This window comes from Streptomyces sp. NPDC033216 (genome assembly GCF_055577115.1).
The window spans coordinates 274966-300566 of sequence record NZ_JBVIQK010000005.1 but is presented as its reverse complement, the minus strand read 5'-3'; the positions used below and the strand labels follow the sequence as shown (position 1 = coordinate 300566).

Annotated in this window: 11 protein-coding genes and 1 tRNA gene; 3 read left to right on the top strand and 9 right to left on the bottom strand. The window is 73.2% G+C overall.

Going from position 1 to position 25601, the window contains the following annotated elements; all coding sequences use genetic code 11:
- Positions 1-56: 56 nt before the first annotated feature.
- The 5 genes from ACZ5Y0_RS13035 to ACZ5Y0_RS13015 form a co-directional block, all read right to left on the bottom strand.
- Positions 57-7064, bottom strand: coding sequence for an amino acid adenylation domain-containing protein (locus tag ACZ5Y0_RS13035; RefSeq protein WP_469128708.1), 7008 nt, complete (start codon positions 7062-7064; stop codon positions 57-59).
- The gene (locus tag ACZ5Y0_RS13030) at positions 7061-14986 is read right to left on the bottom strand and encodes an amino acid adenylation domain-containing protein (protein WP_469128707.1); all 7926 of its coding nucleotides are present in this window, start codon (positions 14984-14986) and stop codon (positions 7061-7063) included. Before ACZ5Y0_RS13030 ends, ACZ5Y0_RS13035 begins: the two co-directional genes overlap by 4 nt.
- A complete protein-coding gene (gene sbnA / locus ACZ5Y0_RS13025) occupies positions 14983-15987 on the bottom strand; it encodes a 2,3-diaminopropionate biosynthesis protein SbnA (RefSeq protein ID WP_469128706.1) in 1005 nt (334 codons plus the stop codon). The genes ACZ5Y0_RS13030 and sbnA overlap by 4 nt, the downstream gene beginning before the upstream one ends.
- A 28-nt stretch (positions 15988-16015) precedes the next feature.
- On the bottom strand, positions 16016-16219 hold the full coding sequence (locus ACZ5Y0_RS13020) for a hypothetical protein (protein ID WP_469128705.1): 204 nt from the start codon (positions 16217-16219) through the stop codon (positions 16016-16018).
- 594 nt (positions 16220-16813) lie between these two features.
- The gene (locus tag ACZ5Y0_RS13015; RefSeq protein ID WP_469128704.1) at positions 16814-17074 is read right to left on the bottom strand and encodes a hypothetical protein; all 261 of its coding nucleotides are present in this window, start codon (positions 17072-17074) and stop codon (positions 16814-16816) included.
- Positions 17075-17303: 229 nt separating this feature from the next.
- Between ACZ5Y0_RS13015 and ACZ5Y0_RS13010 the strand changes: the two genes are divergently transcribed.
- Positions 17304-18272, top strand: a complete 969-nt coding sequence (locus tag ACZ5Y0_RS13010) for a LuxR family transcriptional regulator (RefSeq protein WP_469128703.1) — start codon at positions 17304-17306, stop codon at positions 18270-18272.
- Positions 18273-18674: 402 nt separating this feature from the next.
- Here the strand turns inward: ACZ5Y0_RS13010 and ACZ5Y0_RS13005 are convergent, their stop codons facing one another.
- Both ACZ5Y0_RS13005 and ACZ5Y0_RS13000 read right to left on the bottom strand, forming a co-directional pair.
- A complete protein-coding gene (locus ACZ5Y0_RS13005) occupies positions 18675-19451 on the bottom strand; it encodes an ABC transporter permease (RefSeq protein ID WP_469128702.1) in 777 nt (258 codons plus the stop codon).
- Positions 19444-20406: an ATP-binding cassette domain-containing protein gene (locus ACZ5Y0_RS13000; protein ID WP_469128701.1), complete on the bottom strand. Its 963-nt coding sequence runs from the start codon at positions 20404-20406 to the stop codon at positions 19444-19446. Before ACZ5Y0_RS13000 ends, ACZ5Y0_RS13005 begins: the two co-directional genes overlap by 8 nt.
- A gap of 231 nt (positions 20407-20637) precedes the next feature.
- Between ACZ5Y0_RS13000 and ACZ5Y0_RS12995 the strand changes: the two genes are divergently transcribed.
- Together ACZ5Y0_RS12995 and sbnB are read left to right on the top strand one after the other, a co-directional pair.
- Complete coding sequence (locus ACZ5Y0_RS12995; RefSeq protein WP_469128700.1) at positions 20638-22857, top strand: MMPL family transporter; 2220 nt, start codon at positions 20638-20640, stop codon at positions 22855-22857.
- A 29-nt stretch (positions 22858-22886) separates the two neighbouring features.
- Positions 22887-23918 carry a 2,3-diaminopropionate biosynthesis protein SbnB gene (gene sbnB, locus ACZ5Y0_RS12990; RefSeq protein ID WP_469128699.1) on the top strand — a complete coding sequence of 344 codons (1032 nt, stop codon included), beginning with the start codon at positions 22887-22889 and terminating at the stop codon, positions 23916-23918.
- A gap of 110 nt (positions 23919-24028) precedes the next feature.
- Here sbnB and ACZ5Y0_RS12985 read toward each other — a convergent pair.
- Both ACZ5Y0_RS12985 and ACZ5Y0_RS12980 read right to left on the bottom strand, forming a co-directional pair.
- Positions 24029-24102 (bottom strand) — tRNA-Ala (locus ACZ5Y0_RS12985).
- 100 nt (positions 24103-24202) lie between these two features.
- Positions 24203-25564 carry a hypothetical protein gene (locus tag ACZ5Y0_RS12980; protein WP_469128698.1) on the bottom strand — a complete coding sequence of 454 codons (1362 nt, stop codon included), beginning with the start codon at positions 25562-25564 and terminating at the stop codon, positions 24203-24205.
- Positions 25565-25601: the final 37 nt, after the last annotated feature.

Genomic DNA, 25601 nt, shown 5'->3' with positions numbered 1-25601 from the left:
CCCCGCGCGGGCATTTCATGGAATTTCCCGGAATTCACATCTCGCTCATTCTGATGTCATTCCATGAGGTCGGTCAGCACGCGGGCCACGGCCGCCGCCGGGGCGGCGTCGAGCATTCCGTCGTGGTCGGCGTCCACCTCGTGGCGGACGATCCGGCCGGCGGTGTGGGGGGCCCAGACGGATTCGTCGGTGGCGCGCGTGTCTCCTCGCGTCGCCGCGAAGAAGTGCAGGTCGCCCTGGTGGAGGCGGGGACGGTGGGCGACGGCGAGCGCGTCGAGCGCCCTGATGACCCGCAGGAGCCGGGTGTACTGGTCCTCGGTCAGCTCCGCCAGCGCGTCGCCCGCGGCACCGAGCCTGGTACGCAGTTCGTCGCTCAGGAGGGCGTCGTCGGGGACCTCGTGCGCCGGATTGTCCGACGGTGTTCCCGACGGCGGTCTTCCCGCCGTCTCGGCCGTTGCCGCCGGGAAACCGTCGAGATTCGCCAACAGGGCGACCTCTCTACCGGACTCCACGAGCTGGCAGACCATTTCGTGGGCGACCAGTCCGCCGAACGACCAGCCGAGAACATAATACGGGCCGTCCGGCTGGATTTCCACCATTCTTTCGACGTATTGCGCGGCCATTTCCGTGACGGATTCCGGCTGCGGGGCGTCGTCCTGGATCCCGGCGGCCTGGAAGGCGTGCACGGGTGTGTCCGGCAGGTGCGCGGCCAGGGACAGGAAGGGCCAGCCGAGGCCGACACCGCCGTGCACGCAGAACAGGGGTGGTCGGCTGCCGTGCGGGCGGATCGGCAGGACGGGCGCGAAGGCGGCGTCCCCCGAGGTGTCCCGGCCGGCCTCCACGTGCGGGTCGGCCCCGAAGGCGTCGGAACCGCCGGAAGCCACCGAGTCCAGTGCGGCCAGCGCCGCGGCCGTCCGGTGCACGAACACGTCCGCCGGTGTGAACCGGACTCCGGCCGCCTTCGCCCGGCCCACCAACCGGATGGAGCGGATGGAGTCGCCGCCGAGGGCGAAGAAGTCGTCGTCGGCCCCCACCTGTCCTGCCCCGAGGATCTCGGCGAACAGGCGGCACAGCAGTTCCTCCCGCGGGGTGGCCGGGGCGCGGCCGCCCGTCGGGGCCGGTGCGGCGGGCGCGGGCAGCCGTACGCGGTCGACCTTGCCGTTGGGGGTGAGCGGGAGCGCGCCCAGGACGACCACGCCGGCCGGGACCATGTAGTCGGGCAGACGGCGGGCCACATGGGAGCGCAGGTCGGCCGGTTCGGTACCGCTCGCCGTGACCACGTATCCGGTGAGCCGGTCGTCGCGCACCACCACCGCCGACTGTTCGACGTCGGGATGGTCGGTCAACGCGGCCTCGATCTCGCCCAGTTCGATCCGGAATCCGCGCACCTTGACCTGGTGGTCGACACGGCCGAGGTACTCGATCGTGCCGTCGGTCCGCTGCCGTACCAGGTCGCCGGTGCGGTACGCGCGGGCGCCGGACTCGTCCGCGAACGGGTCGGCGACGAAGCGCTCGGCGGTGAGACCGGGGCGCCCGTGGTAGCCGCGGGCCAGGGCGGCACCGCCGATGTACAGCTCGCCGGTGGCGCCGGTCGGAACGGGTTGCAGGTCGGGGCCGAGGACGTAGGTGCGGTTGCCGCCGAGGGGGCGGCCGATGGCCGGGGTCCCGGTGCCGTCGAGTTCGGCGGCGGTGGACCAGATGGTGGTCTCCGTCGGGCCGTACAGGTTGGTCAGCTTCCGTGTGGTGGCGGCCAGCCGGGCCGCGAGGGCGGGGCTGATCGCCTCGCCGCCGGTCAGTGCGTGCAGGCCGGCGAGGGCGTGCGGGTGCTCGGTGACCAGGGCGTGCCACAGGGTGGGCGTGGCCTGCATGACGGTGGCGCCGGAGTCGGCCAGCAGGGTGGCGAGGGCCTCGGGGTCGCGGACGGTGTCGTGTCCGGCGAGGACCAGGCGGGCGCCGGAGATCAGCGGTCCGAACAGTTCCAGGTTGGCGATGTCGAAGCCGAAGGTGGTGACCGCGACGAACCGGTCCCGCTCCCCCAGTTCCAGGCGGGCGCGCAGGTCGGCGAGGAAGTCGGCGAAGGCGGCGAAGGGGATCACCACGCCCTTGGGGCGGCCGGTGGAGCCGGAGGTGTAGATGGTGTAGGCGGCGTCGGCGGGTGCCGGGTCCCCGGTGAACGGGGGTGCGTCCGGGAGGGGTTCGTCCAGGAGCAGTCGCGGTACGGCGTCCAGGGCGGGCAGGCCGCCGGCCACGTCGGTGGTGGTGAGGGCCAGGACCGGTCCCGCGTCCTCGATGACGTACCCGATGCGTTCGGCGGGGTAGGCCGGGTCGATCGGCAGGTAGGCGGCGCCCGCCTTGTGCACGGCGAGGACGGCCACGACCAGGTCGGCCGAGCGGCGCAGGGCGACGGCGACCAGGCTGCCGGGTCCGGCACCGCGGGCGCGCAGGACGCGGGCGAGGTGCTCGGCCTGTCCGTCCAGCTCGCGGTAGGTGAGGGCGCGGTCCTCGAAGACGAGGGCGGTGCGCTCGGGGTGGGCGGCGGCCCGCTGTTCGAACCACCGGTGCGGCGGTCCGTCGTAGCGGTGGGCGGAGGTCTGGTTGAAGTCCTCCAGGAGGGTGTGACGTTCGCCGGGCAGCAGGGCGGATACCTTGCTGAGGGGCTGGTCGGGGGCGCCGGTCAGGGCGTCCAGGAGGTGGGCGAACCGGTCGGCGAGGCCTCGGGCGGTCTCCTCGGTGAACAGGTCGGCGCTGAACTCCAGGCGTCCGGCGAGCCCGGCGGGCGCGCCCGTGGCGTCCTGTCCCTCGGCCAGGTCGAAGGCGAGGTCGAAACGGGCGCCGCCGGTGGCCGCCGCGCCGAACTCGACGTGGAGTCCCGGCAGTGTGAGGTCCGGCCGGGTGTTGTTGTGCAGGGCGAGCAGGGTCTGGAAGAGAGGGTGACGGGCCAGGGAGCGGGTGGGGGCGAGGGCCTCGACGAGTTTCTCGAACGGCACGTCCTGGTGGGCGTACGCGGCGAGGTCGGCCGTACGGACGCGGTCGACGAGGTCGGTGAAGGTGGGGTCGCCGGAGACGTCGGTGCGCAGGACGAGGGTGTTGACGAAGAACCCGACCAGGTCGTCCAGGGCCTCGTCGGTGCGACCGGCGACCGGGGTGCCGAGGGGGACGTCCCGACCGGCGCCCAGCTTGGCGTAGAGGGCGGCCAGGGCGGCCTGGAGGACCATGAAGAGGCTGGCGCCCGAGCGGGTGGCGAGGGCGGCGGCCCGGCGGTGGGTCGCGGCGGGGACGGTGAAGCCGACGGTGCCGCCCCGGTAGGAGGCGACGGCGGGCCGGGGCCGGTCGGCGGGCAGTTGGAGTTCGTCCGGCAGACCGTCCAACACCTTGCGCCAAAAGCCCAGTTGCTCGTGCGCCAGGCTGCCCGGGTCGTCCTCGTCGCCGAGCAGGTCCCGCTGCCACAGCGCGTAGTCCGGGTACTGCACGGGCAACGGGGCGAACAGCGGGTCCGTGCCGTCGAGGCGGGCCCGGTAGGCGGTACCGAGGTCGCGGGCGAGGACGGCGTTGGACCAGCCGTCGGCGGCGATGTGGTGGATGACGACGGTCAACAGGTGCTCCTCCTCCCCGACGGCCGACAGGCCGGCCCGCAACGGGAGTTCGGTGGCCAGGTCGAAGGCGCGGGCGACGAACTCCTGAAGGTCGCCGACGGCGGCCAACGGCACGGCGGCCGTCTCCAGCACCCGCTGGTAGGGCTCCCCGTCGGCCTCCGGGAAGACGGTCCGCAGCGCCTCGTGCCGGGCGACCACGTCGTTCAGGGCCGCCTGGAGGACCTCCCGGTCCAGCGGCCCGGTGAGCCGCAGCGTCCACGGCAGGTGGTACGCGCCGGCCGTCCCCTCCAGCCGGTTGAGCACCCACATCCGCCGCTGCGCGTACGACAGTGGCGGCCGGGCGGGCCGTACGGCGGGGGCGAGCGCGGGCCGGGCCGCCCCCGCCGTGCGCAGACCGGCGGCGAGGCGGGCCGGGGTGGGCTCCTCGAAGACCAGGGCCATGGGCAGTTCGGCGCCGAGCAGCGCGCGGACGCGGCTGATCAGGCGGGTCGCGAGCAGGGAGTGGCCGCCCAGCTCGAAGAAGTCGTCGTCGGCGCCGACCCGTTCGACGCCGAGGACGTCGGCGAAGGCCTGGCAGAGCGCGGCCTCCTGCGGGGTGCGCGGCTCACGGGTGGTGACGCCGGTGAGGCCGGGGGCGGGCAGGGCCTTGCGGTCCACCTTGCCGTTCGAGGTCAGCGGCAGCGAGGGCAGCACGACGAACGCGGACGGCACCATGTACTCGGGGAGCAGCGCGGCCAGTTCGCGCTTCACGCGCGCGGGGTCGGCGCTGCCGGCCAGATGGGCGGCGAGGCGGGCGGTGCCGGTCTCGCCGAACACGGTGACCACGGCGTCCGCGACGCCGGGCAGGGTGCGCAGGACGGCCTCGATCTCGCCGAGTTCGACGCGGTGTCCGCGCACCTTGACCTGGTGGTCGCGCCGCTCCAGGAACTCCAGCCGTCCGTCCGCGTGCCGCACCACCCAGTCACCGGTGCGGTACATGCGGGCGCCGGGCGTCCCCGCGAACGGATCGGCCACGAACACGGACCCGGTGCGCCGGGCGTCGTCCAGGTAGCCCCGCCCGACCCCGCGCCCGCCGACGTACAGCTCTCCCGGCACCCCTGCGGGCACCGGACGCAGCGCGTCGTCGAGGACGTACAGCCCGGTCTCGCGCACGGCCCGCCCGATGGGCGCCCGTACGTCGCCGAGGCCGGCGGCGTCGGCGATGACAGCGTGGGTGACGTCGTCGGAGCACTCGGTGGGGCCGTAGGCGTTGACCAGGGGGACGGCGGGGAAACGGGCGAGCCAGCGGCGGCACAGGTCGGCGGGCAGGGCCTCGCCGGTGACGACCAGTTGTCGCAGCGCGGCCAGGACCGGCGGGCGGGCCCCCCCGTCCCAGGCGTCGAGCGCTGCCCGCAGCAGTGAGGGGACGACTTCCAGGACGGTGACCGCCTCGGTGTCCGCGAGGCCGAACAGGGCCTGGGGGTCGGCGGCCGTGGACCGTGCCACGACCCGCAGCCGGCCCCCGCTCACCAGGGCGGCCAGCATCTGCCACACGGAGATGTCGAAGGTCACCGGGGCGTTGTGCACCAGCACGGTGTCCTCGTCGAGGCCGAGGTCCTGCACCTTGGCGAGGAGGTGGTTCACCATGCCGTCGCGGTGCACCATGGCGCCCTTGGGCCGCCCGGTGGACCCGGAGGTGAAGATGACGTAGGCCAGGTCGAGGGGTGTGCCGGGAGCCGTGGCGAGGGGGGCGGGCGGCAGGGTGGCGACGGGGGTGACGGGCAGGTCCGCCCCGGCGGCGGCCAGCACCTCGTGTGCCGCCCCTTCGTACTCGCCGTCGACCAGCAGGTGCCGTACGCCGGCGTCCCGGACCAGGGAGGCGCTGCGGGCGACCGGGGCGTGCACGTCGAGGGGGACCCAGGCGGCGCCCGCCGCGAGGGTGCCGAGGACGGCGGCGACGAAGTGGCGTCCGGGCGCGGCGAGGACGCCCACCAGGGAGCCGGGGCCGATGCCGGCGTCGGCGAGGTGGGCGGCGATGCCGCCGGCCCGTTCGGCCAGGCCGCCGTAGGTGAGGCTGCCGTGGTCGTCGGCGACGGCCTCGGCGTCGGGCCGGACCGCGCACAGCTCGCGCACCCGTGCGACGACGTCCGCGAACGCGTCCCGGCCGGACGGCACGGGCAGGTCCAGCACCTCCTCACCGGGCAGCAGCGTGCTGATCCGGCCGAACGGCGTCTCCGGTGCGGTGACCGCCGACCGCAGCACCCGCTCCAGCCGGGCCACGACGTCGGCGGCCTCGGTCGCGGTGTACCTGCCGGGGTCGTAGGACACCGTCAGCCGCAGCCGCTCGCCGGGGATCGCCATCAGGCTCAGCGGGTAGTGCGTGGCGTCCTTGGCCTCCAGGCCGGTGACCGCGAGGCCGGGGACCGGGTCGCGCAGGGCGGCCGGGTCGAGCGGGTAGTTCTCGAAGACGAGCACGGTGTCGTACAGCTCGCCCAGGCCCACCGTCCGCTGGATGCGGGCGGCGCCGAGGTGCTGGTGGGGCAGGAGCGCGGCCTGCCGCTCCTGGAGCCGGCCGAGGATCTCGGGGAACGCCGCGTACGGATCGAGCGTCACCCGCACGGGGACGGTGTTGATGAACAGGCCGACCATCGACTCGACGCCGGGCAGCTCCGGCGGGCGGCCGGAGACCGTGGAGCCGAAGACAATGTCGGCGCGCCCGGTGAGGGTGCCCAGGACCGCCGCCCAGGCGCCCTGCACGACGGTGTTGAGGGTGAGGCCGCGTTCCTTGGCCCAGGCGGTCAGGTCGGCGGTGAAGCCCGCCGGGAGGTCGAGGACGTGGTGGTCGGGCAGCCGGGAGCCGTCCGTGCCGCCGGGGGCGACGAGGGTGGCCTCGGTGAGCCCGTCCAGCGCCTCCCGCCAGGCCGTCTCGGCGCCGGTGCCGTCCTGGCGGGCGAGATGGGCGAGGTAGGTCTTGTACGGGGTGACGGGCGGCAGCGGGGCCGACAGGTCGCCGTACAGGGTGAACAGTTCGCTGATGATGACCGGCATGGACCAGCCGTCGAAGAGGATCTGGTGGGCGGTCAGCACCAAGCGGTACGACGATTCGCCGGTGTGGATCAGGCGGAACCGCAGCAGCGGCGGACGGGCCATGTCGAAGGGCCGCAGGCGGTCCTCCTCGGTCAGCTTCCCGATCAGGTCCTCGCCGGTGACGTGGTCCTCCTGCCAGGGCAGGGCGATCGTGCGCGGGACGAGCTGGACGGGGTCTCCGTTGTCGCGGTAGCGGAACCCGGCCTTGAGGTGCGGGTGGCGGTCGAGGAACCGCTCGGCGGCGGCCTTCAGGCGCGCCCCGTCCAGCGGCCCGGACAGGTCCAGGACCAGCTGCACGGTGTAGACGTCCAGCTCCCGCCGCCCGGAGACCGCGTGGAAGAGCAGGCCTTCCTGGAGCGGGGTGAGCGGCAGGACGTCGCTCAGGTTGGATCGTCCTCGTGTCACAGGGAGGCCCCCCAGTCGTCCATCTCGTTCTCGAATGCGTCCAGTTCGTCCTGGCTCAGGGCGATCAGGTCCACGTCGCTGGGCGTGTGGCCGCCCGCGTCGGGGTTCTGGGCGTGGGCGACGAGCGCCCGCAGCGCCCGGAACCAGCCCTCGGCGACGTCGGCGGCGTCCGCCTCGTCGAGCAGTTCGCCCGGCCAGGTCCATACGGCCGTCAGGCGCGGCCCGTCCGGCCCGTCCTCGGTGAGGGCGTTGAGGCCGAGCACGTGCGGCAGCGCGAGCCCGGGGTCGGCGCCCGCCGCGATGAGCGGGGACTCCTCGGTGGTCGCCCAGTCCGCGTCGCCCGGAGCGGGCAGCCGGCCCAGGTAGTTGAAGCCGAGCTGCGGAGTGCCCTCCAGGCCGGGCAGGGCGGCGATCCGGCGCAGGACGCCGAAGCCGACGCCGTGGTCGGGCACGGCCCTCAGCTGCTCCTTGACCTGCTTGAGCACGCGTCCCGCCGAGGGCCCGCCGGCCCACACCTCCGCCCAGTCCGGCTCGCCGAGGTCGACGCGCAGCGGGTAGGTGGTGGTGAACCAGCCGACCGTCCGGCCGAGGTCGATGCCGTCGGCGATCTCCTCGCGGCCGTGCCCCTCCATCTCGATCAGCACCGCGCCCGCGTCGTCGCGGGTGCGGCGCCGCCAGTCGGCGACGGCCAGCGCGTAGGCGGTGACGAGTACGTCGTTGATCTCGGCGTGGAAGGCGGCGGGCACCTCGGTGAGGACCGCCCGGGTGGCGCCGGGGTCGAGGGTGCTGCGCAGGGTGCGGGCGGTGGCGTGGGTGTCCCGCGCCGGGTCCAGGGCGCGCCCGGCGAGCAGCGGGTCGGGAGCGGCCAGCGTCCGCCGCCACAACCCGGCCTCGGTGGCCCGCCGTTCGCCGGCGGCCTCCTCGTCGAGCAGTGCGGCCCAGTGCCGTACGGAGGTGCCGACCGGCTCCAGCTCCGCCGGTGCGCCGGTCACGGCCGCCTGGTGGGCACGCCCGAGGTCGTCGAGCAGGATCCGCCAGGAGACCCCGTCGCAGACCAGGTGGTGCAGGGTGAGGACGAGTCGGCCGGGGCGGTCCGCGCCCGCGTCGAGCCAGGTCGCGCGGAGCATCGTGCCCTCGCGCGGGGCCAGGCGTCCGGCGTCGTCCAGCGCGGCCCGCCGCACGGCTTCGGCGAGGGCGGGGCCGTCCAGCCGGGCCACGTTCTCCCGGCCGAGCAGCCAGGGCGCGTTGACCGCGCCCGGTTCGCGCACCTTGAGGGTCCAGGTGCCGTCCTCGTCGAGCAGCTTCATCCGCAGGGCGTCGTGGTGGTCGATCACCGTCTGGAGGGCGGCGGCGAGGCTCGCCCGGGTGGCGCCGGCCGGGGTGCGGACGGCGACCGCCTGGCGGAAGGCGTCGTAGGGGCCGTCGAGGGCGTGCAGCCAGCGCATGATCGGCGTGGGGGCGAAGGTGCCCACGCCGTCGTCCGTGCCCCGCACGACCTGCTCCTCCACCGCGCGGGCCGCCGCGGCGAGCCCGGCGGGCGTGCGGTGCAGGAAGACGTCCTGCGCGGTGAGCAGGAGACCTGCCGCGCGGGCCCCGCCGACCAGCTGGATGGAGCTGATGGAATCGCCGCCCAGGTCGAAGAACCCGGCGTCCGCGCCGACCTCGTCGAGCCCGAGGACCTCGCCGAACACCGCGCACAGCGCCCGTTCCCGCTCGGTGACCGGGGCCCGGCCGCGGGTGGCGTCGGTGTAGTCGGGGGCGGGCAGGGCGCGCCGGTCGAGCTTGCCGTTGGTGGTCAGCGGCAGGCCGTCCAGGGTGACCACGGCGGCCGGGACCATGTAGTCGGGCAGCCGCCCGGCCACGTGGCCGCGCAGGGTCGCCGGGGGCGTGGTCGCGCCGGCCGCCGGGACGACGTAGGCGACGAGGCGCTTGTCGCCGGGGCGGTCCTCGCGGACCACGACGGCGGCCCGGTCCACCTCCGGGTGGGCCGCCAAAGCGGCCTCGACCTCCGCCAGTTCGATACGGAAGCCCCGCAGTTTGACCTGGTCGTCGGCGCGGCCCACGTAGTCGAGGGCGCCGTCGGCGCGGCGGCGCACCAGGTCGCCGGTGCGGTACATGCGGCCGCCGGACGGGCCGTACGGGTCCGTGACGAACCGCTGGGCGGTCAGGTCCGGGCGGCCCAGGTAGCCGTGCGCGAGACCGGCGCCGCCGACGTACAGCTCGCCGGTGACACCGGCCGGGACGGGCCGCAGGTCGTCGTCGAGGACGTGCACGACCGTGCCGGCCAGAGGGGTGCCGATGGGCGGCCTGCCGCCGGGCACGAGCGGTTCGCTGACGGTCGCGCAGACCGTCGTCTCGGTCGGCCCGTAGGCGTTGAGCAGGGTGGTGTGCTCGGCCCACTTCTCGACCAGGGCGGGCGGGCAGGCCTCGCCCGCGGTGATCACGGTGATCCCGGACGGCACCGGCCGGTCCTCCGGCCACGCCGCCAGCACGGCCGGCGGCAGGCAGACGACGTCGATGCCGGCGTCGGTGAGACAGGCGGCCAGGGGGTCGCCCGGTGCGCGCTGGTCATCCGTGGCCAGGACCAGGACGGCGCCCGTGACCAGGGCCGTGAGCACCTCCCAGGCCGCCGCGTCGAAGCTGAGCGAGGCGAACTGGAGCAGCCGGGTGCCCTCCCGCACCCCGAACCGTGCGGCCTGCGCTGTCAGGGCGGCCGCCGAGGCGTGGCCGACGACCACGCCCTTGGGGCGGCCGGTGGAGCCCGAGGTGTAGATGACGTACGCGGGGTCGCCGGGTACCGGGCCGTGCTCGGGGGCGCGGGTGGACCGGCCGGCGAGGTCGGCGAGGGTGGCGTCGGCGTCCAGCACGAGCGGCTCGGGGGCCGTCGCGGGGACGCGGTCGGCGACGGCGGCCGTGGTCAGCACCGCGGCCGGGCGGGCGTCGTCGAGGACGTACGCGATCCGCTCGTCCGGGTAGGCCGGGTCGATGGGCAGATAGGCGGCTCCGGCGGCCAGGACCGCCAGGACAGCGGTGACGGTGTGCGCGGAGCGGTCCGCCATCAGCGCCACGACCTGGCCGGGGCGCACGCCCCGCTCCACGAGCAGGTGCGCGAGCCGGTGCGCCCGGTCGGCGAGGTCCCCGTAGGAGACGGTGGTGCCGTCGGGCAGGGCGAGCGCGGGCCGGTGCGGGTCGGTGGCGGCGCGGACGGCGAACAGGCGGGAGATCGTCGAGGGTTCGGGTGCCGCGGCCGCGGAGCCGTTCCACTCGCCGAACAGCCGCTCGCGCTCGGCGGGCAGCAGGGCGTCGAAGCCGCTGAGCGCGGTGTCCGGCCGCTCGGTGAGGGCGCGCAGGAAGCTCACCAGGCGGGCGGCGACCGACTCGGCGCTTTCGTGGGTGAACAGGTCGGCGCTGTACTCCAGCAGTCCGCCGATGCCGGCGGGGCGGCCCCTGCCGTCCTGTTCCTCGGTGAGTTCGAAGGCCAGGTCGAAACGGGAGGTGCCGGTGGGGACGGCGGTCGTCTCGGCGCGGGTGCCGGGCAGGGCGAGGTCGGTCGCCGCGTTGTTCTGGAGGGCGAGCAGCACCTGGAACAGGGGCTGGCGGGCCAGGGAACGCTCCGGGTTGAGGGCCTCGACGAGCCATTCGAAGGGCACGTCCTGGTGGGCGTAGGCGGCCAGGTCGGTGGTGCGGGCGCGGCCGATCAGCTCACGGAAGGTGGGGTCGCCGGAGACGTCGGTGCGCAGCACGAGCGTGTTGACGAAGAACCCGACCTGTCGCTCCAGGATCGCGTCGGTGCGGCCCGCGACGGGGGTGCCGAGCGGGATGTCGGTGCCGGCGCCGAGCTTGCGCAGCAGGGCGGCGAGCGCGGCCTGGAGCACCATGAAGACGCTGGCGCCGGTGGCGCGGGCGAGCGCGGTGACCGCCTCGTGCAGTTCCCGGTCCAGCCGGAAGACGATCTGGCCGCCGCGGTGACCGGGCAGCGCCGGGCGCGGGAAGTCGGCCGGCAGCTCCAGCTCGTCGGGTATCCCGGCGAGTTCGTTGCGCCAGAAGTCGAGCTGGCGGGCGGCGAGCGAGCCGGGGTCGGCGCTGTCGCCGAGCAACTCCCGCTGCCACAGCGTGTAGTCGGCGTACTGCACGTCGAGAGGCGCCCAGCCGGGGGCGTGGCCCGCGGTGCGCGCCGTGTACGCCGTGCGCAGGTCCTCGGCGAGCGGCAGCACCGACCAGCCGTCGCCGGCGATGTGGTGCAGCACCACCAGCAGCACGTGCTCCCGCGTCTGCGTCCGCTGCTGGTCCTGGTCGTGGTCCTGGTCGTGGTCCTGGTCCTGGTCCTGGTCCTGGTCCTGGTCCGACAGCGTGAACAGCTCGGCCCGCAGCGGCAGGTCGGCAGCCAGGTCGAAGGGGCGCACGGCCCGTTCGGCGAGCACCGCGTCGAGGTCGGTGGCGGCGACCTCGGTGACGGGGAGGTCGAACGGTCTGTTTTCGGCGGACAGGACGACCTGGACGGCCCGGCCGTCGCGCTCCGGGAAGACCGTGCGCAGCGACTCGTGGCGGCCGACGACGTCCCCGAGGGCCGCGGCGAGCGCCTCGTGGTCGAGGGCGCCGGTCAGCCGCACCGCGCGCGGCAGGTGGTAGCCGACGGCCGCCTCCGCGTCGAGCCGGTCCAGGAACCACAGGCGCTGCTGGGCGAAGGACAACGGCAGGTCGGCGGGCCGGACCTGGGCGGTGACCGCGGGGCGTGCCGTCCCCGCCTCGGTGAGGTGTTCGGCGAGGGCGGCGACCGTGGGGGCCTCGAAGAGGACCCGGACGGGCAGTTCGGCGCCGAGCAGCACCCGGATCCGGCTGATCGCGCGGGTCGCCAGCAGCGAGTGACCGCCGAATTCGAAGAAGTCGTCGTCGATGCCGACCTTTTCGACGCCGAGGACTTCCGCGAACACCGCGCACAGCACCTGCTCGCGCGGGGTACGGGGGTGGCGTCCCGTCTGCCCGGCGCTGAGGTCGGGCGCGGGCAGCGCCTTCCGGTCGACCTTGCCGTTGGGGGTGAGCGGCAGCCGGTCCAGGACCACGAACGCGGCCGGGACCATGTAGTCGGGCAGGGTGGTGGCCAGTTCGGCCTTCACCTCGGCGACGTCGACGCCGCCGGTGACGAACGCGGCCAGCCGGGTGGTGCCGGCGCTGTCCACGGCGACGTCCACGGCCGCGTCGGTGACACCGGTGACGCCGCGCAACGCGGCCTCGACCTCGCCGAGTTCGATGCGGTGTCCGCGGATCTTGACCTGGTGGTCGACGCGCTCCAGGAACTCCAGGCGGCCGTCGGGGCGGTGCCGTACCCGGTCGCCGGTGCGGTACATGCGGGCGCCCGGCACCGGTGCGAACGGGTCGGCGACGAACACGGCCGAGGTGCGGCGCGGATCGTCCAGGTAGCCGCGGCCCACTCCGACGCCGCCGACGTACAGCTCGCCGGGCGCGCCCACGGGCACGGGGCGCAGGCCGTCGCCGAGGACGTACAGGCGGGTGTTGCGGATCGCGGAGCCGATCGGGGTGTGGACGTCGCCGAGGTCGGCCTCGGAGCGGATGAAGGCGTGGGTGACGTCGTCGGAGGCCTCGGTCGGGCCGTAGGCGTTGACCAGCGGCACGTCGGGGAAGTGTGCGAACCAGCGGCGGCACAGGTCGGCGGGCAGGGCCTCGCCGGTGACGACGAGGTGGCGCAGGGAGGACAGCCCCGGCCGGGCGGCGCCGCTGTCCCAGTCGTCGACGGCCGCCCGCAGCAGCGAGGGCACGACCTCCAGGACGGTGATGTCCTCCTGGTCGACCAGCGCGAACAGGCCCTGCGGGTCGGTGGCCAGCGACCGCGGCACGATCCGGGTGCGGCCACCGGCCACGAGCGCGGCCAGCATCTGCCACACGGAGATGTCGAAGGTGACGGGCGCGTTGTGCACCAGGACGTCGGTGGACGTCAGCCCGAGGTCCTCCACCTTGGCGAGCAGGTGGTTGACCATGCCGGCCCGGTGCACCATGGCGCCCTTCGGGCGGCCGGTGGATCCGGACGTGAAGATCACATAGGCCAGGTCGTCGCCCGTGCCCGCGGCCGGTGGGACAGGCGTCGGAGCGTCGCCGGACCCTCCCTCCCGAAGCTCGACGATCTTCGGCCAGTGGTCGCCGGCCGCGAGCAGCTGGTGGGCGTACCCCTCGCGGGCGGGGCTGAACAGCAGGGCGTCCGCGCCGCTGTCGGCGAGCAGGGCCGCGCCGCGGGCGACGGGCGCGTGCACGTCCAGCGGGATCCAGGCGGCGCCCGTGGCGAGCACCCCGAGCACGGCGGCGACGAACTGCGTCCCCGGATCGGCGACCAGCGCCACCAGCGACCCGGTGGCCACCCCGGCCCCGGCCAGCCGCAGGCTCACCTGATCGGCCCGCCCGCAGAGTTCGGCGTACGTCAGCCGTGCGGTGCCGTCGTCGACGGCGATCGCGTCCGGGGCGGCGGCGGCCAGTTCGCGCACCCGCTCCACCACGTCGGTGAAACCGCCGGTGCGCACGGTGGCGTTCCAGTCCTCCAGGACGATCCGCCGCTCGGCGGGCAGCGTGACGTCGAGGCGGCCCAGCGGAGTCGCGGCCGGGGCGAGCGCGAAGCCCTCCAGGTGGCCGAGCAGCCGCTCGCCGTGCGCGGCGAGTTCCCCGTCCGTGAACAGGCCCGGGTTGGCGTCCAGCCGCAGCGTCCAGCGGCCGTCCGGCGCGTCCAGGTAGATGAGCTGGAGTCCCGGCACGGGCCCGGTGGACAGGTTGTGCAGCCGGCCGGTGCACTCGCCGAAGACCAGATCGGCCCCCGACTCCAGCACGTTGACGGTCGGACCGTACGACAGCTCCGCGTCCCCGGCGAGACCCAGCTCGCGGCGCAGCCGGTCACCGCGGTAGCCCTGGTGCCGCAGGGTGCCGCGCAGTTCGGCCGCGGTGAGTTCCAGCAGGCCGTCGCGGGTCAGCGCGGGCGTGACGTCCAGCGGCAGCGGCAGGAAGTTGGCGCGCATGCCGGGGACGGTGCGGGCCGTCGGCGTGGTCCTGGCCGGCACGGGCAGCGTCAGCAGCACCCGGCTGCCGCCGGTCACCCGAGCCAGGTAGGAGGCGGTGGCCGCGACCAGCGCGGCGGGAAGGGTGACCCGGCTCTCCCAGGCGACCCGCTCCAGCCGGGTCACGGTCGCTGCGGGAACGGGGGAATTCCACCTCAGCGTGTGCCGTGCCCGCAGGGGGCGCCGCGGGGAGAGCCGGGTCGGCTCGGGGGTCTCCGCGAACCGACCGGCCCAGAACCGGGCGTCCCGCTCGTGCTTCGCGGAGTCGAGATAGGCCTGCTCGTCGTCGACGAGGATCCGCAGGGCCGGCAGGGCCTCCCCGCCGTCCGTGCCGGCGTACAGCTGCGCGAACCGCCGGTAGAACGGGGTGCGGCTGAAACCGTCCAGCAGGATGTGGTTGGCCGACAGGTAGAAGCGGTGGTGGCCGTCGGCGATCCGGTGCAGCTGCCACCGTACGGCGCCGTCCGCCAGCGAGGACGGCAGTGCCAGGTCCTCCGCCATCAGCCGGCGCGAGACGGCGTCCGGGTCGGCCTCGGCGCGCAGGTCGCGCACCGCGACGCCGGGCGCGAGCGGGCCCGCGGGGTCGGCGGGGTCGGCCCGGTGCAGGGCGCCCTCACCGACCTCCCGGGTGAACTCCCGGATCGTCTGCACGGCTTCGCCGTCCCGCTCGGTGAACACCGCGCGCAGGGCCTCGGTCTCGTCGAGCAGGCCGTGCCAGGCCGCCGCGAAGCGGGCCGGGTCGAGGGGGCCGTGCAGGTCCAGGTGGTCGGCCATGGTGAAGACCGGGTTGCCGGGGTCGAGCTGCTGGGCGTACCACATCTCCCGCTGCGCGAGCGAGAGCGGCAGTTCGTGGCTGAACGACTCGCTCATCGTTGATTCACTCCAGAAGTGGCGGGGGTCGGCCCGGTCCCCAGGCCGAACTCGTCGAGGCCGTAGATGTCCTGGACCCAGTTGCTCTGGTAGATCGTGTCCAGGTAGCGATCACCGAGGTCGGGAGAGATGGCCACGGCGGTGACGTTCTCCCCGGGCCGGTGCTCGGCGAGCCAGCGCACCGCGCCGTTGACGACCGTCCCGGTCGAGCCGCCGAAGAGGAACCCGCTGCGGGCCAGCTGGTGGCAGGTGCGGATGGTGTCGATCTCCGGCACGAGCACCATGTCGTCGACGTAGGACTCGTCGAAGAGCGCCGGCCGTACGCCGGCGCCCAGGCCGGGGATCATGCGAGCGCCCGGGGGCCCGCCGAAGGTGACCGAGCCGACGCTGTCGACGCCGACGATCGTCACCTGTGAGCCGGGGCGGTCCTTGAAGTAGCGGGCACAGCCCATCAGCGTGCCGGTGGTGCCGGCGCCGACGAAGAGCAGCTCCAGCGCGGGGAACTGTTTCTCGATGGCGGGAGCGGTGGTGCGGTAGTGCGCCATCCAGTTGTTGGCGTTGGCGTGCTGGTTGAGCCACAGCACCCGCTCGTCCTCGGAGCACAGCGCCCGCACGTGGTCCAGCCGGGCGCCCAGGAACCCGCCCGCACCGGTGGCCTCGGTGATGACGTGCACCTCACCGCCCAGCGACTCGATGGCCTGGCGCGTCGTCAGGTTCGTGCGGGCGTCCACGACGCAGATGAAGCGATATCCCTTGGCAGCGGCGATCATGCTCAGCGCCAGGCCCAGATTGCCCGACGAGGACTCCACCAGAACGGAGTCCGGTCCGAGCGTCCCGCTGCGTTCGGCCGCGTCGATCATGGAGGCGGCTGCCTTGAGCTTCACCGAGCCGGCGAAGTTGAAGGCCTCGCACTTCAGATAGAGCGGCCATCCGTACAACTGCCGCAGGTCTACGAAGAGGTCTTCCTCGTGGAACTCCTGCGGGGTTCCGATGATGGGCACCGTGCCCGACCTCCCCCGTCTTCCCGTGTCAGGACCACTCGGGCTCGCGGTGGAAGCCGCCGAGCTGCTGAAGGGTGCTGACCAGCTCGGCGACCGCTTCACCGACGGTCGGCAACGTGACCGCCGTCCCCGCTTCCGCGCCGGGTGTGCTCGCGGAGGCGGAGCCCGCACCGACAGCGATCGCGGAAACGGCGACGACCGTGCAGGCGGCAATTCGAAGCATCGAGCGCATGACTAATTCCTCGTCTCAACTGGTCGGCTAATTCCGGGGAGGCCCGCTCGGAGTTTTCCGGGGAAAGTCCGGGGCATCTCGTCCGATGCCTTGATTCTTACAACACGTCACCCCTGGGTTAAGGCTTTCGACTGTCAGGGTCCTGCCGTGACAACGTCATGCCAGATTATTTTCAGGGCTCCAGGGAAAGGGAATTGACCATTCCTCCGTGGCATATGAGGCCCAGCTGAAATAGGAGGCCAACATTCCGGGAACTGGGGGGACCCACGGGGGCCGGTCAAGCGGCGGTCGGGGGCCGGTGGGAGACTGATCTCCCGCTGGTCAGGGGCCGGTCGGACACTGATCAGCCGGCCGGTCGGGCGCCGGTCAGGTGCCGGTCGGGCGCCGGTCAGGCACAGATCGGGCGCCGGTCAGGCACAGATCGGCCGCCGGACTGACGCCGGGCAGGCAACCTTCGGCCGCCGGACGGTCGCCTCGCCGGTCGGACACAGATCGGCCGCCGGACGGTCGCCAGGCCGGTCAAGCAGCGGCAAGCCGTCGGTGGGTCGACTGTCAGCCACGGTCAGCCTTCGGCCCGCATCGGCCGGTCGCCGGTCAGCTGCCGACGGAATCCCGGATCGCCCAGCCGCGCAGCGACTCCACCCGCAGGGACCGCGTCACGACACGCCGTGCGGCGGCGTGGGCCGCGGCCTGCGTGGAGGCGCACACGAACAGGACGAGGTCGGCGCCCTCGGCACCGACCTCCGCGTAGATGTGCTGGACACCGTCCTGGCTGTCGGCCACCGCACGGACGGACCGGTGCAACTCGCGGTCGTCCAGCGGCCTGAGACCGCGCGCCAGACGCACATAAATCATGTACACAGCAAGCTCGCGCAGCTTGGCCGACAATCGGTCAACTTCGGTTGTAATCGCGCCACAGGTGTCTCATTCCGGTAGGACAGTCGGGGGCCGTCACTGACGATCTACCTAGCCCGCGGGGACCGGGAGAGCGGGAGACTGTACGTCGTCCGAAGACGTACATAGGGGGCGAAGAGTGTTGCGGATACTCGGACTGGCATCGGATCCTGAAAGTCTGTATCGAGCCATGGTCGAGGAGACCCACCTGGATGTGCCGGGGCTCGCCGCGCATCTGGCCTGGTCTGTCGAACGGGTCCGGCACGCCCTCGACGAGCTGGCCCGGCTCGCTCTGGTGCGCCCCTCCGGCGACTCGGCCGGCGAACTCCTCGTCGTCAATCCCGAGCTGCGACTGACCGCGCTGCTCACCCAGGAGGAGGTCCGGCTCGCCGAACGCCAGCAGGCCATCGCCACCAGCCGCCAGGCCGTCACCGAGATCATCGGCAGCTACAACAACGCCGTCCGCAACCAGCGGGGACTGGAGGTGGAACGCATCACCGGCCTGGACATGATCCGCACCCGGCTGGAGGAACTGTCCCAGGAGTGCACCGAGGAACTCAGCGGCTTCATCCCGCTGAGCAGGCAGCCGGCCGACTCCCGCCGCGCGGTCCGCCCGCTGGACGAGAGCCTGCTGTCCCGCGGCGTCCACATGCGCAGCCTCTATCTCCAGGGTTCGCTGAGCGACCCCGACATGACCACGCACTTCGACTGGCTGACCGACCTCGGCGGCCGGGTGCGCACGGTGGCCACGCTGCCGCTGCGTCTGATCATCTTCGACCGGCGGGTCGCCGTGGTGCCCTCCGACCCGGAGAACACCGCGTCCGGTGCCCTGCTGCTGCGCGGCAAGGGCCTGGTCTCCGCCCTGTGCTCGCTGTTCGAACACGTCTGGGAGGCCGGGACGCCCTACGGCCAAGAGCCGATCACCGACTCCCGCACCGGTCTGTCCAGCCAGGCCCGTGCCATCCTCAGCCTGCTCGCCCAGGGCTACACGGACGACGTGGTGGCCAGAAAGATCGGGGTGTCGGTCCGCACCTCGCGCCGCATCACCGCCGAACTGATGAGCCAACTCGGCGCCCGCAGCCGTTTCCAGGCCGGCGTCCTCGCGGGGGAGCGGGGCTGGCTGAGAGGGGCGACCGCGGAGGGGGGGACGGCGGACTGACCCGGCCGAACCGCCGACACCGGCCGCACGACACGCCGTGGCGGCGCACACGCCGCGGACCGGCGCGGACCGGCGCGGACCGGCGCGGACCCGGCGGAGACCCCGCGGACCAGCGCGGACACAGACGCGCCGCCTGCCGCCGTAGGAAACAGGCCTCACGGATCGCTGTAGGAACGCAGGCCTCACGGATCGCTCTAGGAACACAGGTCCCGCGGGCCGCCGTGGAGACAGACGTGAGGCGGACCGCCATGACGGCACACGCCGCGCGACCCGCCGTAGGGACAGAGGTGAGACGGACCGCCACAGCGGCACACACCGCGCGGTCCGCCGTGGGAAGAGAGGCCGCGCCCCGGGGGAAACGGGTGTCGCGGCTGTGGCGCCGGGCGCCACGACACCCGCCGCTCACCGGGCCGCGGCCGTGCGGAAGGCGCGCAGGGCCAGCGGTACGACGACCGCCAGCAGCACGCCGAGGGTGAGCACCGAGGCCAGCTCCGGATGGCGTACCGGCAGGCTCGCGCCGGCGGAGGCGGGGGCGTTGCCCCACAGCACCCGGCAAGCCTCGGCCACCGAACTGACCGGGTTCCACTCCGCGACCGTCCGCAGCCATCCGGGGAGTCCCCGCAGCGGCATGAAGGAGTTGGAGAGGAACGAGAACAGCACGAGGGCGAGGGCGGTGACGCCGTTGATGGCCTCCATGTTGCGCATCGCGAGACCGATCAGCACGCCCAGCCAGAGCATCGCGTACGTGAATCCGAGGATCAGCGCGAAACCCGCGACCGCCTCGAGGAACCCGCCGTGGATGCGCCAGCCGACCAGCAGTCCGACCCCCGCCACGGCGACCATCGCGGCGGCCGCGGTGACCAGGTCCGCCACGGTGTACGCGAAGAGCACCGAGGCCCGTGAGATGGGCATCGAGCGGAACCGGTCGGTCAGCCCCGCGCGCAGGTCCGACGCGACCCCGAGCGCGGTGGCGCCCACACAGGCCAGGCCGACCTGCGCGAACACGCCCGCCATCACGTAGTCGTGGTACTCGCCACCCTTGACGCTGATCACACTGGCGAACAGATAGCCGAGGATGACCACCATCGCGATCGGTGTCAGCGACACCGAGATGATCTTCTCCGGCGTCCTGCGCAGATGCGTCATCTGCCGTCCCGTCAGGGACAGGACCTCACTCATCGCCGCTCTCCTTCGTCTGGGCGCCCGCCCCGGTCAGCTGGAGGAACACCTCGTCGAGCGACGGCCGCCGCACGGCGAAGTCGGTGACCGGCACCCCGGACCGTTCGAGTTCCGCGGCCGCGCGGGCCACTCCCCCGATGCCGTCCACGAGCCGCACCGCGACCCGCCGCGTCTCCCGGTCGACCACCGGCACCTCGGACACCGCGCGTCCGAGCGCCGCCGCGGCCGCGTCGAGCGATTCGGAGCGCTCCACGGACATCTCCAGCCGCTCGTCACCCACCTTCCGCTTCAGTTCGTCGGCGGTCCCCTCGGCGATCACCCGGCCGGAGCCGAACACGGTGATGCGGTCGGCGAGGAAGTCGGCCTCCTCCAGGTACTGCGTGGTCAGCAGCACGGTGACACCGCGGGCGATCTGCTCGCGGACCTGCTGCCACAGCGTGATGCGGCTGGCCGGATCGAGCCCGGTGGTCGGCTCGTCGAGGAACAGCACCTGCGGCGAGGCGACGAGGCAGGCGGCCAGATCCAGCCGTCGGCGCATTCCGCCGGAGTACGTCTTCGAGGGCCGGCCCGCCGCGTGCTGAAGCCCGAAACCGTCGAGGAGTTCCTCGGCCCGGGTCCGCGCGCCGCGTCGGCCGAGGCCCATCAGCCGGCCGATCAGTACCAGGTTCTCGCGCCCGGTGAGCAGTTCGTCCACGGCCGCGTACTGCCCGGCCAGACCGATCCGACGGCGCACCTCGCGGGGCCGGCGCACCACGTCGTAACCGGCTACCGTCGCGCGGCCGGCGTCCGGCGCGAGAAGGGTGGCCAGGGTGCGCACCGTGGTCGTCTTGCCCGCGCCGTTCGGGCCGAGCAGCCCGAGCACCGTTCCCGGTGGCACGCTCAGATCGACACCGGCCAGCACCTCATGATCGCCGAATCTCTTTTTCAACCCTTCGGCTTGAATGGCGAATTCCATGCCCCTCCCCGCCCTCTTCTGGATCTCTCCGAGTGTGTGTGGATTGCCTTTCCGAGGCGTGAAGGTAGCAGGATAAATACCGGCCAGGTGCCCGCTATGTCCGCTATGACATGGCAGCACTCTGCAGCCGCAGCATGCTGCCTCCGTGAGACCTACGAATGCCCGTGAGCGCGCGCCAAGCTTTTTCCCGGAACCCCGCACCCCCCATGCCGCAGGAGAGAAGAAGCGAAAATGGCAGCCAAACGGAACCTCGCAGCCACACTCGGCAGGTGGAGTGCCGAACACCGGAAGACCGCGGTGTTCGGCTGGCTCGTCCTGGTCGTTCTGGTGATGACCCTGGGCAGCTCGGCGGGCCAGGTCAACCTCACCGAGGCCGACTACGGAACCGGCGACTCGGGCCGCGCCGAGCGCATCCTCCAGGACGCCGGCCTGACCGAACCCGCCGGCGAGCTGATCTACCTCCGCAGCGACGAACTCACCGCGGACAGCCCCCGGTTCACCAAGGCCGTCACCGACACCACCGACGCCCTGGAGGCCACCGGCCTCGTCACCCGCGTCCGCACGCCCGACACCACCAAGCTGGTCTCCGGCGACAAGCACGCCGCCCTCATCCAGTACGACATCAAGGGCGACCCGGACACCGCCGCGGACCGCGTGCAGCCGGTCATCGACGCCGTGCGGAAGACGGACGCCGCGCACCAGGACGTGACCCTCGGTCAGTACGGCGCCGCCACCGGCCTGAAGGCCATCAACGACAGCCTCGGCGAGGACTTCGTGCGCGCCGAGTACACGGCGCTGCCGGTCTCGCTGGGCATCCTGCTCGCCGTGTTCGGCGCGCTGGTCGCCGCCCTGCTGCCGATCGCGCTCGCCGTGACCGCCTGCGTCGGCGCGCTCGGCCTGCTCGCGCTGACCAGCCACGTGGTGCCGGTCGACGGCATGACCAACTCCATGATGTTCCTGATGGGGCTGGCCGTCGGCGTCGACTACTGCCTCTTCTACCTGCGCCGCCAGCGCGAGGAGCGCGAGGCGGGCCGCGACAACGCCACGGCGCTACAGATCGCCGCGGCCACCTCCGGCCACTCGGTGCTGATCTCGGGCATCACGGTCTGCGTCGCCATGGCCGGGATGTTCCTGTCCGGGCTGACCGTCTTCGAGGGCTTCGCCATCGCCACCATCGAGGTCGTCGTCATCGCCGTCCTCGGCTCCATGACCGTCCTGCCCGCCCTGATGGCCATGCTCGGTGACAAGATCGGCGCCGGCCGCATCCCGCTCCTGGGCCGCCGCCGCGACCGCCGCGCCGCCACCGGCACCCCGCGGCGCAACAGCGTCCTGCTGCGCGGCGTCCTGGCCCGCCCCGCCGTCTTCGCCCTGCTCGCCGTCGCCTTCCTGCTCGCCCTGGCCGCGCCCGCGCTCGGCATGAAGACGGAGAAGCTCGGCACCGACAAGCTGCTGCCCGAGGACAACCCGACCGTGGCCGTCTCCCAGCAGATCGAGAAGGACTTCCCCGGTTCGCCGGCGCCCGCGAGCGTCATCATCGAGTCCGCCGACATCGACTCCGCCGAGATGAAGCAGGCCATCGCCGACTTCCAGGCGAAGGCCGTGGCCTCGGGCCAGACCGGCAAGTCCATCGGCGTCACCGTCCACGCGAAGGAGAACATCGCCGAACTGAGCGTGCCGCTGGCCGGAAACGGCTCCGACGCCACCTCCAAGAAGGCCCTCACCACCCTGCGCGAGACGCTCGTCCCCGACACCGTCGGCAAGGTTCCCGGCACCACCGCCCTGGTCCGCGGCGACCTCGCCTTCTCCGTCGACTACAACGACCAGCTGAAGAAGAGCATCGTCCCGGTCTTCGCCTTCGTCCTCGGCGTGACCTTCCTGCTGATGCTGTTCTCCTTCCGCTCCCCCGTCATCGCCCTCACCTCGATCATCCTCAACCTGCTCTCGGTGGGCGCCGCGTACGGCGTGATGACGGCCGTCTTCCAGCACGGCTGGGGCGCGTCCCTGGTGGGCACGGAGGGCATCGGCGCGGTCGAGTCCTGGATGCCGCTGTTCGTCTTCGTGGTGCTGTTCGGCCTGTCGATGGACTACCACGTGTTCGTGGTCTCCCGGATCCGCGAGGCCTACGACCGCGGCGCCACCACCCGTGACGCCATCGCGCACGGCATCCGCACCACCGCGGGCGTCGTCACCAGCGCCGGTCTGATCATGGTCGCCGTCTTCGCGGTCTTCGGATCGCTGGAGATGCAGGACTTCAAGCAGCTCGGCGTCGGCCTCGCGGTCGCCGTCCTGCTGGACGCCACCCTGGTCCGCGCGGTCCTCCTGCCCTCGGTGATGCTCCTGCTCGGCGACGCCAACTGGGCGGCCCCGAAGTTCCTGCGCAAGTCCCGCCCGGCCACGTCCGGCCCCGCCGGGGCCCCCACGGCCCCGGAACACGCGGCGGCAGGCCGATGACCCCCACCCATTCGACGGAAGGCACCCCCGTGTTCGAGTTCAGCGTGGTCGGCGGCACCACGGCCCGCGAGGTCATCGCCCGCTCCCGTCCCGAGATCGTGCGCGAGGTGCGCTCCACCTATCTGGCCCACGACGACGGCGACTCGGTCAACCCCGACAGCTACTTCCTGCGCTTCCCCGACAAGCCGGACGCCCGCATCATCGCGCTCCCGGCCTACCTGGGCGGTGAGCACGACGTGGCCGGCATCAAGTGGATCGGCTCGTTCCCGCAGAACATCGCCGACGGCATCCCCCGTGCCAGCGCCGCCCTCCTGCTGAACGACTACGCCACCGGCTATCCGTTCGCGCTGCTGGAGGCCTCCCAGATCAGCGCCGCCCGTACGGCCGCCTCCGCGGTCCTGGCCGCCGAGCAGCTGTCCGGCTCCCGCACCGCCGGGCATCTGTCGGTGATCGGCGGCGGCATCATCGCCCGCAACATCCTGGAGTTCTTCGCCGCGCTGGGCTGGCAGTTCGGCGGCGTCACGGTCCACGACAAGATCCCCGAGTACGCCGAGGCCCTCGCCGCCCACGCGGACGACCACCTCGGTTACCCCACGTCGACCACCGCGAGCCTCGAAGTCGCCCTGCTCAAGGCCGACATCGTGGTCTTCGCGACGACGGCGGCGGAGCCGTACGTGCTGGACGCGGGCGCGTTCGCCCCCGGCCAGGTCGTACTGAACATCTCCCTGCGGGACATCGGCCCGGAGCTGGTCAACGACGCCTACAACGTCGTCGACGACATCGACCACTGCCTGAAGGCCAACACCTCGCCGCACCTCGCGGAACAGAAGTACGGGCACCGCGACTTCATCACCGGCACCCTCGCCCAGCACATCCGCGGCCGGGTGAGCACCGGCACCGACAAGCCGATCATCTTTTCCCCGTTCGGCCTCGGCGTCCTCGACCTGGCGGTGGGCCTGCACGTCTACCGGGAGGCCCGCGCCACCGGCGAGGCCGTCCCCATCGACGGCTTCTTCGGAGAGACGACCCGCTGGCCGACAAGCCCGTCCCAGCACGGCTGATCCCCGCACACGACGGAGCCCCTGCCGACCTCACCGGCAGGGGCTCCGTGTCGCATCAGCACATGGCAAGGGGCCCGTTCCTGATATCAGGAACGGGCCCCTATGCTGCGTGGACCTGTGGGGATTTGAACCCCAGACCCCCTCGATGCGAACGAGGTGCGCTACCGGACTGCGCCACAGGCCCTTGCAACGAGTGAAACTCTAGCATCCCCGTCGGGGTGCTTGGAAATCCGTTCCCCGGGCCCCCGACCACCGCGAATACGGCGTCGCCCGCGGGCGGTCGCTCACTCGTTGGCGGCACGCGGCCGCTCGCCGTCCTCGTACTGGTCGAACAGCGGCGTGCGGCCCCGTTCGCGCGAGCGCCGGGCCGACGCGGCGCGCCGCGCGTCGCTTCGCTCGCCGCCCTCGCCCTGCCCCGCGTCCCCGTCCGGTCCGCCCTCCGCGCCGTTCGCGGCGTGCCGGTCGGGTGTCTCGTCGGTCGCCTCCTGCTCGGGCGCGACCGAGCTGGACCGGGCCGAGCTCCAGGTGTCCGGCGCTCCGAGGTCCACGTCGGCGGTGGCCCGCGGCGCGACCGGCGCGGTCACGTACGTGGGCAGCGGCACCGGCACCGGGTCCCAGCTGTCGCCGTGGCCCGGCCGCCGCTGCCGTTCGCGCTGCTGGTCGACCCACTCGGCGTGGTCGGTCTGCTCGACGAGCGCCCGCCGGTCCGCGGCGAGCGCCACCAGGCCCGGGTCGGTCTCGATCTCGGAGCCCTCGTGCGGCTCCTCTGCGCCGGCGTCGAGGGCCGGGTCGACCGGGGCGGAGGCGTGCGCTGCCGAGGCGGACGCCCGTCGGCGGGGCTGCCGCTCGCGGAGCCGCTGGGCCGCCGCCTCGGCCTGCCTGCGGTCCATCTGGTAGGCGAAGCGGCGGCGTTCCTGGGAGCGCAGATAGGCGATGTATCCGCTGAGCATGACGGCGGGCACGCCCGGCGCCCAGAGGAACGCGAGTCCGCCGACGGCCGCGACGATCGCCCCCAGGGTGAAGGCGAGGAAGAGGACGACGGTGGTGCGCCTGCGGCGCGCGAGGACCTTCGAGCGCTGGGCGCGCGCGGCGGCCGCCTGCGCCTGCGCGGACGCGGCGGCGGAAGCCGCCGGCGCGGAAGGCGCGCGGCGCGTTTCGGGCACGCGCTGGTGCGCCGGTACGGCGCCGGATTCCTGCGGCGGCCTGGCCGCCTGCTCACGGGCCGTCCTGGCGGACTGCTCACGGGCTTCACGGGCTTCGAGGGCCGCCTGGGCGGAGTGCTCACGGGCCGCCTGGGCGGCGACCTGTTCGTGGGTCGGCTCCGGGCGGGCCTGCTCGCGTTCCTGGGCCGTCTCCGTGACCTGCGGACGGACCGGAGGCATGGCGAAGGCCCGGACGTCCACCGATTCGGTGGCGTCGTCCGGCGCGTCGGCGTCGAGCTCCTCCTCCTCGGCGGAGCGCGCCCGCAGGTCCTTGGCGTACCGGCGCTCCATGCCCGCCCGTCCGGACAGGAGCCGGATGGCGGTGCTGAAGCGTTCCGTCGGACGGGCCTCGTTCAGCTCGTCCTGCCTACGGAGCCACATCGGCACCAAGTAGGCGGCCCAGGCCCCGACGATGACTGCGTAGATGAGGCCGCTGCTGCTCACGCCTCACACGGTAGAGGGGTTTGCGTGAGGCCATCCG

Excerpts from the sequence above, each read along its gene's own strand:
- ACZ5Y0_RS13030 (WP_469128707.1), bottom strand. The coding sequence starts at position 14,986 with ATGAGCGAGTCGTTCAGCCACGAACTGCCGCTCTCGCTCGCGCAGCGG.
- ACZ5Y0_RS13020 (WP_469128705.1), bottom strand. The coding sequence starts at position 16,219 with ATGCGCTCGATGCTTCGAATTGCCGCCTGCACGGTCGTCGCCGTTTCC.
- ACZ5Y0_RS13015 (WP_469128704.1), bottom strand. The coding sequence starts at position 17,074 with ATGATTTATGTGCGTCTGGCGCGCGGTCTCAGGCCGCTGGACGACCGC.
- ACZ5Y0_RS13010 (WP_469128703.1), top strand. The coding sequence starts at position 17,304 with ATGGTCGAGGAGACCCACCTGGATGTGCCGGGGCTCGCCGCGCATCTG.
- ACZ5Y0_RS13005 (WP_469128702.1), bottom strand. The coding sequence starts at position 19,451 with ATGAGTGAGGTCCTGTCCCTGACGGGACGGCAGATGACGCATCTGCGC.
- ACZ5Y0_RS13000 (WP_469128701.1), bottom strand. The coding sequence starts at position 20,406 with ATGGAATTCGCCATTCAAGCCGAAGGGTTGAAAAAGAGATTCGGCGAT.
- ACZ5Y0_RS12995 (WP_469128700.1), top strand. The coding sequence starts at position 20,638 with ATGGCAGCCAAACGGAACCTCGCAGCCACACTCGGCAGGTGGAGTGCC.